This is a genomic window from Mesorhizobium sp. 2RAF21 (assembly GCF_052115345.1).
Classification (GTDB): domain Bacteria; phylum Pseudomonadota; class Alphaproteobacteria; order Rhizobiales; family Rhizobiaceae; genus Mesorhizobium; species Mesorhizobium terrae.
In genome coordinates, this window is record NZ_JBFRGM010000001.1 from 63,258 (window position 1) to 76,446 (window position 13,189).

Annotated in this window: 12 protein-coding genes; 3 read left to right on the forward strand and 9 right to left on the reverse strand. The window is 63.5% G+C overall.

Annotation, left to right across the window (positions count from 1 at the left end; translation table 11 throughout):
• Window positions 1–174: 174 nt before the first annotated feature.
• Entirely contained in the window at window positions 175–396 is a 222-nt protein-coding gene (gene rpmE / locus AB4136_RS00330; RefSeq protein WP_024922908.1) for a 50S ribosomal protein L31, read from the reverse strand.
• Between the two features lie 174 nt (window positions 397–570).
• Here rpmE and AB4136_RS00335 point away from each other — a divergent pair, with 174 nt between their 5' ends.
• Window positions 571–2,370 carry an ABC transporter transmembrane domain-containing protein gene (locus tag AB4136_RS00335; protein WP_024922909.1) on the forward strand — a complete coding sequence of 600 codons (1,800 nt, stop codon included), beginning with the start codon at window positions 571–573 and terminating at the stop codon, window positions 2,368–2,370.
• A gap of 26 nt (window positions 2,371–2,396) precedes the next feature.
• Here AB4136_RS00335 and AB4136_RS00340 read toward each other — a convergent pair whose 3' ends face one another.
• From AB4136_RS00340 to AB4136_RS00355, 4 genes are all read right to left on the reverse strand, one after another.
• Window positions 2,397–3,545 carry an amidohydrolase gene (locus AB4136_RS00340; RefSeq protein ID WP_137900876.1) on the reverse strand — a complete coding sequence of 383 codons (1,149 nt, stop codon included), beginning with the start codon at window positions 3,543–3,545 and terminating at the stop codon, window positions 2,397–2,399.
• A gap of 106 nt (window positions 3,546–3,651) precedes the next feature.
• A complete protein-coding gene (locus AB4136_RS00345; RefSeq protein ID WP_024922911.1) occupies window positions 3,652–4,335 on the reverse strand; it encodes a nitroreductase family protein in 684 nt (227 codons plus the stop codon).
• A gap of 76 nt (window positions 4,336–4,411) precedes the next feature.
• Window positions 4,412–5,074 (reverse strand): GntR family transcriptional regulator, encoded by a 663-nt coding sequence (locus AB4136_RS00350; RefSeq protein WP_024922912.1) that lies wholly within the window; start codon window positions 5,072–5,074, stop codon window positions 4,412–4,414.
• A gap of 40 nt (window positions 5,075–5,114) precedes the next feature.
• The gene (locus tag AB4136_RS00355) at window positions 5,115–6,602 is read right to left on the reverse strand and encodes a carboxypeptidase M32 (RefSeq protein WP_024922913.1); all 1,488 of its coding nucleotides are present in this window, start codon (window positions 6,600–6,602) and stop codon (window positions 5,115–5,117) included.
• 135 nt (window positions 6,603–6,737) lie between these two features.
• On the opposite strand from AB4136_RS00355, the gene AB4136_RS00360 reads away from it, so the two are divergent.
• The gene (locus AB4136_RS00360; protein WP_024922914.1) at window positions 6,738–7,091 is read left to right on the forward strand and encodes a DUF1304 domain-containing protein; all 354 of its coding nucleotides are present in this window, start codon (window positions 6,738–6,740) and stop codon (window positions 7,089–7,091) included.
• 56 nt (window positions 7,092–7,147) lie between these two features.
• On the opposite strand, the gene AB4136_RS00365 is transcribed toward AB4136_RS00360, so the two are convergent.
• The 3 genes from AB4136_RS00365 to glmM form a co-directional block, all read right to left on the reverse strand.
• On the reverse strand, window positions 7,148–7,543 hold the full coding sequence (locus AB4136_RS00365; RefSeq protein WP_024922915.1) for a hypothetical protein: 396 nt from the start codon (window positions 7,541–7,543) through the stop codon (window positions 7,148–7,150).
• A 299-nt stretch (window positions 7,544–7,842) separates the two neighbouring features.
• On the reverse strand, window positions 7,843–8,676 hold the full coding sequence (locus tag AB4136_RS00370) for an outer membrane protein (RefSeq protein ID WP_024922916.1): 834 nt from the start codon (window positions 8,674–8,676) through the stop codon (window positions 7,843–7,845).
• Window positions 8,677–8,894: 218 nt separating this feature from the next.
• Window positions 8,895–10,247 (reverse strand): phosphoglucosamine mutase, encoded by a 1,353-nt coding sequence (gene glmM / locus AB4136_RS00375; RefSeq protein ID WP_024922917.1) that lies wholly within the window; start codon window positions 10,245–10,247, stop codon window positions 8,895–8,897.
• A gap of 254 nt (window positions 10,248–10,501) precedes the next feature.
• On the opposite strand from glmM, the gene AB4136_RS00380 reads away from it, so the two are divergent.
• Complete coding sequence (locus tag AB4136_RS00380) at window positions 10,502–11,338, forward strand: hypothetical protein (protein WP_024922918.1); 837 nt, start codon at window positions 10,502–10,504, stop codon at window positions 11,336–11,338.
• A gap of 79 nt (window positions 11,339–11,417) precedes the next feature.
• Here AB4136_RS00380 and AB4136_RS00385 read toward each other — a convergent pair whose 3' ends face one another.
• A complete protein-coding gene (locus AB4136_RS00385) occupies window positions 11,418–12,989 on the reverse strand; it encodes a cation:proton antiporter (RefSeq protein WP_024922919.1) in 1,572 nt (523 codons plus the stop codon).
• Window positions 12,990–13,189 lie beyond the last annotated feature (200 nt).

The following is a 13,189-nucleotide window of genomic DNA, read 5'->3' on the forward strand; positions in this document are numbered from 1 at the left end:
GTCCTCCCTGCCCCCGGCAGGAAGATCGGACACTTCGTGATACGATGCAACTCGAAGCTGTCCGAATGTCGAGTACCGCACGGGATAACAAGGTGGAGGAGCTTGCCGGGCATCTTTCGGCAATAAAAAACCCGCCTCGAAGGCGGGTTTTTTGTGTTCGCTGTCGCGTCCGGCTTAGATGCCGAGATTGGCGAACTTGTTCTTGAACTTCGACAGACGGCCGCCGCGATCGAGCAGGGTCTGCTGGCCGCCGGTCCAGGCCGGATGCGTGGAGGGATCGATGTCGAGGTTCATCGTGTCGCCTTCCTTGCCCCAAGTCGAACGGGTCTGGTACTCGGTGCCATTGGTCATGACGACCTTGATGGTGTGGTAGTCGGGATGGATGTCAGCCTTCATCGCTCTTGTCCTGGCTAGGTGGGACGGCGGCCCTGCGGCGATGCGCCCCTTTTTAAAACTCGAAGCCGCAGCTATTGAGGAGCCACGGCTTCAAAAACGGTCGGCGTGCCTATACAACAGGCGAAATTGAATCACAAGGCCGCGCCGGAGCCAATTCGGACAGGAACCCGGACGATGGCGGACCCTCTCAGCGCAGACGAGCGCAGACGCTCGCTCAAGCCGCTTCAGCGCGTATTCCCCTACATCGCCCGCTATCGCGGTCTGGTCGTGGGTGCAGGCATCTCGCTGACCCTGGCCGCCGTGACGACGCTGGCGCTGCCGCTGGCCGTGCGCCGCATGATCGACAACGGCTTTTCCACCTCCGATTCCGTCTTCATCGCCAGCTACTTCGGCATGCTGATGATCATGGCGGCCGTGCTCGCGCTGGCTTCCGCCGGCCGCTACTACTTCGTCATTACGCTGGGCGAACGGGTTGTCGCCGATATCCGCCGCGACGTCTTTTCCCATGTCACCACGCTGTCGCCCGCCTTCTTCGACACGGCGCAGTCGGGCGAGATTATTTCTCGACTTGCCGCAGACACCACGCAGGTGAAATCCGCTGTCGGCGCCACCGCTTCCGTGGCGCTGCGCAACGTCATCCTCGGCCTCGGAGCGCTGGCGATGATGGTGGTGACCAGCCCGAAACTCTCCGGCCTCGTCATTGCCGCCATTCCCATCATCGTGCTGCCATTGGTCGCCTTCGGCCGCTCGGTGCGCCGCCGGTCCAGGCAGGCGCAGGACACGCTGGCAAACGCCACCGCCTATGCAAGCGAGCAGATCGGCGCCGTGCGCACGCTGCAGGCCTTCACCAATGAAGGCCTGGTCACCAACCGTTTCGCCGCCGCCGTCGAAGGCGCCTTCGCCGCCGCCCGCGCCTCGGTGCTTGCCCGCGCCCTGCTCACCTTCTTCGCCATCTTCATGGTGTTTTCCTCGGTCGTCGCCGTTTTGTGGTTCGGCTCGCGCGACGTGCTGTCGGGTACGCTGTCGCCCGGCACGCTCGGCCAGTTCCTGCTCTATTCGGTGTTCGCCGCCGGCGCGCTCGGCGCGCTCTCGGAAGTCTGGGGCGAACTGTCACAGGCCGCTGGCGCCGCCGAACGGCTGACCGAGATCCTGGCCGAGAAGCCGGGCATCGAGGCGCCGGCACGGCCGAAGCCGCTGCCGACGACGACCAAGGGCGCAATCGAGTTCGACAATGTCTCCTTCTCCTATCCGGCAAGGCCGGACCGTGCCGCCGTGCACGGCCTTGCCTTCAAGGTGAAGCCTGGCGAGACGGTCGCCATCGTCGGCCCGTCCGGAGCCGGCAAGAGCACGGTGTTTTCGCTGATCCTGCGTTTCTACGACCCTGAAACCGGCACCGTGAAGATCGATGGCCTCGATCTCACCGAAGCCGATCCGCTGGCCGTGCGTCAGCGCATCGCCATCGTGCCGCAGGATGTCACCATCTTCGCCGCCAGCGCGCGCGACAACATCGCCTTCGGGCGGCCCGGTGCTTCGAACGCCGAGATCGAGGCGGCGGCCAAGGCGGCACTCGCCGATGAATTCATCCTCAAATTACAGAATGGCTACGACACGCCTGTCGGCGAACGCGGCGTCACCCTTTCCGGCGGGCAACGCCAGCGCATGGCGATCGCCCGCGCCATCCTACGCGACGCGCCGATCCTGCTGCTGGACGAGGCGACCTCGGCACTCGACGCCGAAAGCGAGACCCTGGTGCAGGAGGCGCTCGAACACCTGATGCGCGGCCGTACCACGCTGGTCATCGCCCACCGGCTGGCGACGGTGCTGAAGGCCGATCGCATCCTCGTCATGGACAATGGCCGCATCGTCGAGGAAGGCACCCACAAGAGCCTTGTCGCCAAGGGCGGCATCTACGCCAAGCTCGCCAAGCTGCAATTCGAGACGGGCGCCAGCGCTTTTATGGGTGCGGCGGAGTAACGTATAAGCCGCAGCCACGCATCCGCCTATCCCAGCAGATTGCGCGTGGTGCGCATGAAAACCCTGGTGCCGATCGGAATAAGATCGTCGGGGAAATCGTAATCGGGATTGTGCAGTGCCGGATGCCGTTCGCCGGCGCCCAGGAAAAGCATCGCCGAAGGGGCGCTGCGCCCGAAGATGCCGAAATCCTCCGAAGCCCGCATCGGCAGGCTCTCCTCGCTGTGTTTGACGCCCTCCTGGTCGAGCGCGGTACGCAGATGCTCGACCGCCGAAGGCGCATTCATGCTGGCGACGAAGATCTCGTGATAATCGACCTTGAACGTCAGCCCCTGCTCGCCGGCAATACGACCAGCAAGCGCCTCGGCCGCGGCGCATAGCCCCGCCATGCGCTCGTCGAGCCGCGTACGCAAGGTCGCCCACACTTCCGCACGGCCCGGCGCGACACCGAACACAGCCTCGCCCATCGCGGCATGGGTAACGGTGACCATGCCGAAATCGTCGTCGGTGAAAGCGCCGCCGCCGAGCTTCGCCAGCGCCGGCATCAGTTGGCTCACCGCCAGCATCGGCGAAGTCCCGGTTTCCGGCATGGACGAGTGCGCCGTCTTGCCTTCCAGCACGATGCGCATGCCGCGCGAGGCGCAATTGACGACGCCCGCTTTCAGCCTGACCTCGCCAAACGGGATGCCTGGCAAATTGTGCAGCGAGAACGAGAAATCCGGCGCGATCTCGCCGAAACGCCGATCGGCCACCACGCCGGCGGCACCATCGCCAGTCTCCTCCGCCGGCTGGAACATCAGCACCGCACGCCCCTTTGCCGGGCGCTTGCGCCCGAACTGCCGGCCAAGTGCGGCCAGAATGGTGGTGTGCCCGTCATGGCCGCACATATGCGACTTGCCTGGAACCAGCGAGGAATGCGGCACGCCCGACAATTCCTCGATCGGCAGCGCGTCGAGTTCGGACCGGAACAGCACGGTCGGGCCGGGTCTGCCACTGTCGTAGATCACGGCGACACCGTGACCGCCAAGACCGGTCAGCACCTCGTCCGGCTTGGTGTCGTCGAGGAAGGTCACCACCGCGCGAGCGGTCGCTTCCTCCTCGTTGGAGATTTCCGGATATTGATGCAGCCGGCGCCGCCAGGCCGTGAGTTCGATGAGGTCCTGGTTGGTCAGGGACAATGCGGCCTCCACATCCGGTTGATGGGCCGCAAGCATGCAGCCCAAAACCGCCGGCGGGAAGATGCAGCGGCCGGAAAACGACCTTCCAGCCGCGAAGCGCCGAGGCTCAGATGAATGTCGCGATTTCCGACAGCGGCTTCTTCTCGATCGCGTGGGTCGGGATGGTGGCTCCCTCTTTCGGGTAGCCGACGACCATCAGGATATAGGGCTTGTCGTGCGGGTCGCGGCCACAGATCTCGTTCAGGAAGCTCATCGGGTTCGGCGTATGGGTCAGCGCGACAAGTCCGGCGCGATGAATGGCAGTGATCAGGAAACCGGTGGCGATCGAGACCGATTCCGGCACGTAGTAGTTCTTGCGCATGACACCGTCGGCGGAGCGGCTGCGACGCTCGCCGAAGATGCAGATCAGCCAGGGCGCCTCTTCCAGGAACGGCTTGTCGGCATCGGTGCCGAGCGGCGCCAGCGCAGCCAGCCACTCCTCGCCGGCCCTGCCCTCGTAGAAAGCCTTCTCCTCTATCTCGGCTGCTTCGCGAATGCGCTTCTTGATCGAAGCGTCGCTGATGACCGCGAAATGCCAGGGCTGGTGGTTGGCGCCGTTGGGCGCGGTACCCGCCGCCAGGATGCAGGTTTCGATGATGTCGCGCGGCACCGGCCGGGTCGAAAACTCCCGCACCGTGTGGCGGGCGCGCAGTTCCGCGTAGAAGGCTTCGGCGTTGGCGCGCATGGTTTCGAGCGGAAGCTCGCGATAGTCAGGCAAGGGGATCGGCTGGTAGCTGGCGGTCGGCTTCATCGAACGGGCTCCTCACATTGTCCAACAATATTGTCCAACAATCATGAAAAGTGCAAGCTGCCTTGCGGAGAACCGCTCAGGCCGGCGCGAAATGATCGTCGGACAGTCTCTGGATCAATGTCCGCGAGGCGGCGACATGGTCCCGCATCGCGGCTTCGGCCGCCCGCATGTCTTCGGCAAGTATCGCTTCGACGATGCGGCGGTGCTCGACATTGCTGGCGAAGACATCCTGCCGGTCGACCAGCATGCGGAACTGCAGCCAGTAGAGCGAATTGGACAGCCTGGTCAGGGTCTCGGCCAGCACGGGATTGTCCGCAGTCTCCGAGAACAATCCGTGGAAACGGTTGTTGGCATCGGAGAAGGCGGCCATGTCGTTGCCGTCGACGGCGTGGTTCATCTCTTCCTGCAGCACAAGCAGCTTGCCCGGGTCGGCACGCAGAGCCGGCAAGGCGAGGCCGACAGCCAGCACCTCCAGCGCGCCGCGCACGGCGAACAGATTGTTGACCTCCTTGCGTGACAACCGGCGGACCGTGACGCCGCGATGCGGCTCGAAAGCAAGCAATCCATCCGCCGTCAACCGCTGGAAAGCCTCGCGCACCGAGGTGCGCGACACGCCATACCGAGAGGCAAGCTCGACCTCGGTCAGCCGCTGCCCCGGCACGAGATGGCCTCCCCGCACCGCCTGCGCGATGGCGGAGGCAACCTGCTGTGCTGTCGAGGATGTGTCGCGATCGGTCACGAAAGACGGCCCGGTCCTGTCCCTGTCGGTCGAGACCCTATCACGACTTGCCGTAGCGCTGCTTCAGATGCGCGATGAAATGCGCAGCGTTGAGTTTTTCGCCGGTGGCGCGCTCCAAAAGTTCAGGCGTCGAATAGCGCGAGCCTTGCGACCAGATACGGTCGCGGCGCCAGCCGTTGACGGCACCAAAATCGCCACGGGCGATCTCTTCGTTGGCCGCCGGATGCTCCCCGGTCAGCGCCGCCCATTGCTGGGCGGCCATCATGGCGCCGAGCGTATAGGACGGGAAATAGCCAAACGCGGCAGACGGCCAGTGCACGTCCTGCATCGGCCCGTCGGCCGCGTTGTCGATGGTGGAAAGGCCGAGATAGTCGCGCATCTTGGCGTCCCAGGCTTCCGGCAGGTCGGCGACTTCGAGCCGGCCGGAGACCAAGTCCTGCTCCAGTTCGAAGCGCAAGATGACATGCAGCGGATAGGTGACTTCGTCGGCGTCGACACGGATCAGGCCGCGCTCGACCTTGTGCACATGCGGCAGAAGATCATCCAGCGTCCAGGCCTCGCCCAGATGCTTCTCGACCACTGGCAGCGCCCAGCGCCAGAACGCCGGATTGCGGCCAAGCTGCTTTTCGACGAACAGGCTCTGGCTTTCGTGCACGGCCATGCCGCGCGCCTTGCCGAGCGGCCAATGCGGCCATTGCTTGGGCAGGTTCTGCTCGTAAAGCGCATGACCGGTCTCGTGCAGGACGCCCATCAGCGCCGACAGGAAATCGGACGTCTTGTAGCGCGTGGTGATGCGCACGTCGGTCGGCACGCCACCGCAGAACGGGTGATGCGAGACCGAAAGCGAGCCGTGGTCGAGATCGAAGCCGACCGCCGCCATCATCGCTAGACCCAGTTCGCGCTGTCTGTCGACCGGGTAGACACCGCCAAGCGGCTTCAGCGGCCGCTTGGCCAGCCGTTCGGCCTGCACCGCCAGCGCTTCCGGCACGAAGTCCTTCAGGAAGGTCTTGAGCTCGGCGAAGACGGGAGCGATGTCCGCGGCGCGATTGCCGGGATCGTATTGTTCCATCAGCGCATCATAGGGTGAAAGCCCCAGCACGCCGGCGCGCAAGCCCGCTTCCTCGCGCACCAGCGAAACGATGTTCTCGAGCGCCGGCCGGAACCCGGCCCAGTCATTTTTCGCGCGCAGTTCGCGCCACAGCTGTTCCGAACGCAGCCGCGCGGCCGTCTGCCGCTCGACGAATTCCGTCGGCAGGCAGGTGAGATTGACGTATTGGCGCTCGAACTCGCGCAGGGCCGCCTGCTGGTCGGCATCCAGCGCCTCCGCCTTGGCCGCCGCAATCCAGTCCGCCGCTTCCGGCGCCGTCGCCTGGCGATGATAGAGCCCGGCTAGAGTAGCCATCGCCTCGGCCCGTTTCTCGCCACCGCCAACAGCCATGTGGGTGGCCTCGTCGGCGCCCAGAATAGCTTGCGCGTGTTCCAGCGCTTCCAGTTTGTGGCCGAGTTCGTCAAGCTTCTTGAAGGACATTGCTTTCACCAGGGATCGGTTCGGGGTTGGCGCGAACAGACATCAAGGAGCAGGCCGTTGCAAGCCTGCGCGGCCCCTTGCGCAACGCTTTCGCCTGCGGGAACATGAAAGCGCTTTGGACCCGAGGGGGAGACAATGATTGCCAACGTGCTTGTCGGCCTGGTCGCGCTGATTCACGCCTATATCGTCTACCTGGAGATGGTGTTGTGGGACACGCCGCGAGGCCACAAGGCCTTTGGCCTGACCCCGGAATTCGCCACTGCGTCGAAGGTGCTTGCCGCCAACCAGGGCCTCTACAACGGGTTCCTTGCCGCCGGTCTGGTCTGGGGGCTTTATCTCGGCGGCGCCGGCTTCCAGGTCAAAACCTTCTTTCTCATCTGTATTGTCGTCGCGGGTCTCTATGGCGCGGCAACAGCGAATCGGAAAATCCTCTACATCCAGGCCCTTCCAGCCGCGTTGGCGCTCGCTGCGCTCTGGCTGGGCTGGTGAACGCAAACGCCTCCGGGCGGACTCGGAGGCGTAGACAATTGCCATGAAAGCCGGCGCTAGCCGTTCGGATAGCTGCCGCCGTCCGAGCCGTCGCCCATATTGATGTTCTGGCCAGTATCGTTCAGCAGGCTGGTGTTGAGATCGTCGACTTGCTGCAGCACCTGCCGATAACCGGTGCGCGAAGCGCCATGGCGAATCTGGTTGGCCCAGGCCGTCAGCTTGTGAGCTTCGGCCGATGAGATCAAATTGCCTTGCTTGGCGTCGGCGATGCCCTGCTCGACACCTTGGAGCTGGTTGAGAGCGGCGCGCAGATGCGAGCCGTCGAACGAAGTGTCCATGGCTACCGGCTCATCCAGTGCGCCCTTGTGATGCTTGGCCGCATAGGCGCCGGTCAAAGGCACCGCGGCGAGCACGGTGGCGAAGATGATGGTCCTGGACTTGATACGACGCATGGTCGCTTCTCCCTGGTATCGGGAAGCGGCTCAATCCTCCCGCTTCCTGTTGATCGGCCGTCCGGTGTCGTCGTGTCGCGCTGCACCCCGAGCGCCGGCGGTACCCGGCCCGCATCAGGGAAATGAAGGCGGAGCGCAGGCGTTCCAGCGCCTGTCGCGAACGTGACCAACCGTGAAGTAAAGCGAGCTTGGCGTGATCGAAGCGTGATCGGTTCGTGATCGAGCGGCATTGATTTGGTGCTCCAAAAATGAAACCGCCCGGCAATGCCGGGCGGTTCCTGAACGTCTCGAGCAGGGATTTATTTGGTGTAGACCGGCTCCGGCTCCGGCACATAGACCGGCGGAGGCGGCGCGCAATCCGACCTGCCGAACTGGTAGCGCAGACCGGCGCGCACTTCGTGCGAGTTGATGCCGGTGTCGAAGCCCGGGCCGCCACCGACCTTGTAGCCGAACATCGGGCCGCCATTGATGTGGCTGAAACGGTAGCCGACATCGAGCTTGGCATTGTCGGTCAGGCAGTAGGAGGCACCTGCCATGAGGGCGTAAGCGAAGCGCCAGCTGCTTTTCCCTTCATGCTCGAACTCGCCGTCCGGATCCTTGTTGATCAGGCTGTTCCACTTGAGGTTCGCGCCGCCGATACCGGCGCCGACATAAGGGGTGATGCCGTGCCAGGTGCCGATGTCGACATAGGCGTTGGCCAACAGCAACAGCGCCGAATAAGAGCTGGTGTCGCTCGATGTACAGGGCAGGCCGGTGCCGCAGAAGCCAGAGGTGCTGCCGTTGAACTTGGTCTTCGACCAGTAATCGAGCGTCACGTCGGTGCGGAAGTATTTGGTCACCTGGTAGCCGACGCCGCCGCCGATCGAGAAGCCGCCCTTCAATTCGTGGCTGTCGAAATGGCCAACAATGCCGGGTGCGCCATAGAGGATGTAGTCGGCGCCGCGCATGGTGGACTTGCGATAGCCGAGGTCGCCGCGGATATACCAGCCGCCATAATCGGCTTCTTCATAAACGGGCGCGGCAGGCTGCGGAGCCTCCACCACCGGCGGCTCCGGCAAATCCGCCGCCAACGCCGGCATGGCGAGACCGGACAGCAGGCCTGCGAGGACTGCCCCTCTTCCGAAATTGAACATCCTTGTCACCCTTGAGACGTCGGAGCACGGAACGTGCCCGAATGCGATTGACCTCGGGTGTGGATAATGAATTGCAAAGGTTAAGACGCGTTTAACCGTGCTGATTAACTATGAATCTCTAAGATTGCTTGCGCTTAGACATCGAGCTCTTAGGCACACAACAAAAAGCCCGCCAGAGGCGGGCGTTTCAAAGGAGCGTCTGAAGTTGCGGTGAAGATTTACGCGGCGCTGCGTGCTTGCGAGATCACGCCAACGATGTCGTTGACGACGTCTTCGACCAGCTTGGGGTCGTCGCCTTCGGCCATGACGCGGATGAGCGGCTCGGTGCCGGAGGGGCGAATGACCAGTCGGCCCTTCTTGCCGAGCCGGTTCTGCGCTTCCTCGATCGCGGCCTTGACCGGTGCTTCCTCGAGCGGCTTGCCGCCGGAGAAGCGCACATTCTTGAGCAATTGCGGCACCGGCTCGAATTTCTTGAGCAGTTCGCTGACCGGGCGGTTCTGACGCTTGACGCAAGCCAGCACTTGCAGGGCCGAGACCAGGCCGTCGCCCGTGGTCGAAAAATCGGAAAGGACGATGTGGCCGGACTGTTCGCCGCCGACATTGAGGCCATGCGCGCGCATATGTTCGACCACGTGACGGTCGCCCACCTTGGTACGGTGCAGCTGCAGCTTCATACCGGTCAGGAAGCGTTCGAGGCCGAGGTTGGACATCACCGTGGAAACCACGCCGCCGCCTGCCAGGCGGCCATTCTGGTGCCAGGACTCCGCGATCAGCGCCATGATCTGGTCGCCATCCACGACCACGCCGTTCTCGTCGACGATCACGACCCGGTCGGCGTCGCCGTCCAGCGCGATACCGATGTCGGCGCGTACTTCGTGCACCTTCTTCTGCAGGTCGGCCGGATGGGTGGAACCGCAGTCCTTGTTGATGTTGAAGCCATTCGGATCGACATTGATGGCGACGACGTCGGCGCCAAGTTCCCAAAGCGCGGCCGGCGCCACCTTGTAGGCGGCACCGTTGGCGCAGTCGACAACGATGCGCAGACCCGACAGCGACATGGCGCGCGGCAGCGTCCGTTTGGCGAATTCGATGTAGCGGTCATGCACGCCATCGACACGCTTGGCGCGACCGAGGCTGTCGGAATCCGCCAGCGCCATCTCGACATCCTCGTCGAGCATCGCCTCGATGCGCTCCTCGATCTCGTCGGAAAGCTTGTAGCCGTCCGGGCCGAACAGCTTGATGCCGTTGTCATAGTAAGGGTTGTGCGAGGCCGAGATCATGACGCCGATGTCGGCGCGCAACGAGCGGACCAGCATGGCGACCGCCGGTGTCGGGATCGGGCCGAGCAGGAAGACGTCCATGCCGGCGGCGCAAAGGCCGGCGACCAGGGCGTTCTCGATCATGTAGCCGGAGAGACGTGTATCCTTGCCCAGCACGACGCGATGGCGGTGACTGCCACGTTGGAACGAGAGACCGGCGGCCATGCCGACTTTCATCGCGATTTCGGCCGTCATGGGAAACTTGTTGGCGCGACCGCGAATACCATCAGTCCCGAAATAACGTCCCGACATTTACTTTTGATCCCTGCCTGCCTGTCTGCCCGAAGGCAGCTAATGCCACATCTGCCCCACGCCAGGCCATCACATTGTGTTATCTTGTGTCACGATTGTTAGAAATTCGTTGTCCCGCCAAAAATGTGACATACTGGTCACAATGCTCGCCGATAGTGCGGGAGGAAATGCGGCTGCCGACACTGGCGTAACCATCGGTTGCGCGCTATTGCTCGCATGGGATTGATTGTGAGTGGCACAACGGAGAGAACGCTATGCTCATCGATCGTATTGCAACTTTGACGGGCCTTGCCGTCGTGACGTTGTTCCTGGCTCAGCCAGCCAGCGCCCTCACGATGGCCGAATGTAGCACCAAGTATAACGCCGCCAAGGATGCCGGCACGCTGTCGGGCCAGACGTGGAACCAGTTCCGCAAGGCTCAGTGCGGCACCGACGCCAGCGCGACGGCGACGCCTGCGGCCACGCAGGACACCACCAAGCCGGCGAAGAAAGCCAAGACAGCCGCCGCCGACTCGGCCGGCCAGGGCCTGACGGCCAAGGAATGCTCGGCTAAGTATCAGGCTGCCAAGGCTGCCGGTACCCTCAACGGCATGAAGTGGAACGACTTCCGCAAGACCCAGTGCGCCGCTGGCGCCGCTGCGGCAGCGACCGACACCATGAAGCCGGCTGCGAAGACCACCGCGAAGCCTGCCGATACCGCCGCTGCTGGCGGCAAGGGCCTCAGCATGGCCGAATGCTCGACCAAGTACCAGGCAGCCAAGAGCGGCGGTACGCTGGGCAGCCAGAAGTGGAACGACTTCCGCAAGGCCAATTGCGGCGCCGGCGCTGCCGACGACGAATCCGTGCCGAACCCGCAGGAAGCCAACTACACCAACGAGCCGGAAACCCCGACCGCGAAGGCTCCGAGCGGCGTGAAGTTCCCGACCGCCGTCTCGCCGAAATATTCGTCGGAGACTGCCGGCAAGGCTCGCATGCACACCTGCCTTGACCAGTATTATGCCGCCAAGGACGCCAATGCGCTCGGCGGCTTGAAGTGGATCCAGAAGGGCGGCGGCTATTACAGCCTCTGCAATGCCAAGCTGAAGGGCTGATCGCCCCAAAGCGAGGCTGGCAAAGCCCGACAAATCGAACCCGCGGATTCCGGTCCGCGGGTTTTTCTTTTGACCGAGCTCAGGCCGGTTCGCTTCGCCCGACGGCACTGAGTTCCGCCCAATCGAATTCTTCCTCCAGGACATGGTAAGCATCGTCGCCGATAACGAAGCTTCGCCTCAGTTCGATTGCACGGGCGCGGGCAGCCGAGATCGCCTGTAGCCGCAAGGCACCGCCCGGCAGACCGACGGTCTGGCGCGGCTGCATACCAACCTCGCAAAGTTCTATGACGGCGCCGTACTCCTTGCGCAACAATTTGGCTGCGAGGCTGTCTTCTTCTCCGATCGAGGCGACCGCTGCCCGGTAGGCCTCGATGCGCCCATGCAGCACTTCCTGGCCGACGGGATCGTTGTCGGACAGGCCGAGCCATAGGATCAGCGGCTTCAACGTCAGCCCCTGCAGCACCAGCGTTCCGAAGACGACGGCAAACGCGGTGAAGAGAATGAGATCGCGATGCGGAAAAGGCGAACTGTCGCGCAGCACCTCAGGAATGGAGAACGCCGCAGCGAGCGTGACGATGCCGCGCATGCCCGCCCAGGAAACGACAATGCCACCCTCGCGCGTCGGTCGCGCCATTGGCCTTGGCGGGTTGAAGCCGTAGCGTTCGATACGCCAGCGGATCAGTTTGTTGTAGCTCATCACCCAGGCAAAACGCGTCAGGATGACGACGGCAAGAATGGTCGCGGCGAACAACACATAGTTGCTGCGCATGTCAGGTGTCAGCTGCTTCCAGATCGGGCCGAGCTGCATGCCGATCAACACGAAAGCCATTGCATTGAGAATGAAGACGGCTGCTTCCCAGACAGCATAGACCGGCACGCGCAGCCTCGCCGGCATGTGCGGCCCACGCGAATTGGCGATGGTCATGGCATACACGACGATGGTCAGAATGCCGGACAGGCCAATCGCCTCGGCGGCAATCCAGACGCCGAAGGTGGTGGCGAACTGAACGATGATCGAGGTCGGAAAATCGCGGGTACTTGTGAACGGCATCAGCACACGCGCCAGGAGATATCCGGCCACCACACTTCCGAAGACTGTCAGCAGAAAAACCGGCGTGCCACTCGACACCGAAAGCCCGCCCGCCAGCACCGCCATGATGGCGAGCTTGTAGAGAAGCAGGGCGCTGGCATCGTTGAGCAGGCTCTCGCCCTCGAGGATCTTCAGGAGGCGATGCGGCAGCTTGACCTGCCGCATGACGGCGGTTGCCGCGGCCGCATCGGGTGGCGCCACGATGGCGCCGAGCGCAACGGCGACAGGCCAGGACATTCCGGGTACCAGCCAGCGCGCGGCGAGAGCGACGGTGAGCGTCGTCAAGCCCACCGCCACGAGTACGAGACCGGCGACCGGCAACCAGTTGTCGCGCAAGTCCCGCAACGACGTGTCGTAGGCGGAATCGACCAGCACCGGCGCGACGAAAAGGGTCAGCGCCAGATGGGGATCAAGCGTCCATTGTGGGCTGTTCGGCAGAAACGGGATCAGAACGCCGCCGATGGCCAGGAACGTGGGATAGGGCGCACCAACGCGCCGCGCCAGCGTCGAGAGCAATGCCGCTCCGAGCAGGAGAACGATGATCCACTGGAATGTCTGCATGGAGTTGCCACGCCGGATAGAGTTCGTTCGTGCGAATTTCCGACAATCACGGCCGGCGCACGCGCGGGTTCGCCAGCGACAATAACGACGATGTCAGGACCCGTCTCCTGCCTTCGACGCCCGACGATTTTCGGCGTTTCTTCTCTGGCCACGTTTCCCCTGGTCACCACAAACCATCGGGAACCTACAAAAAGAAAACG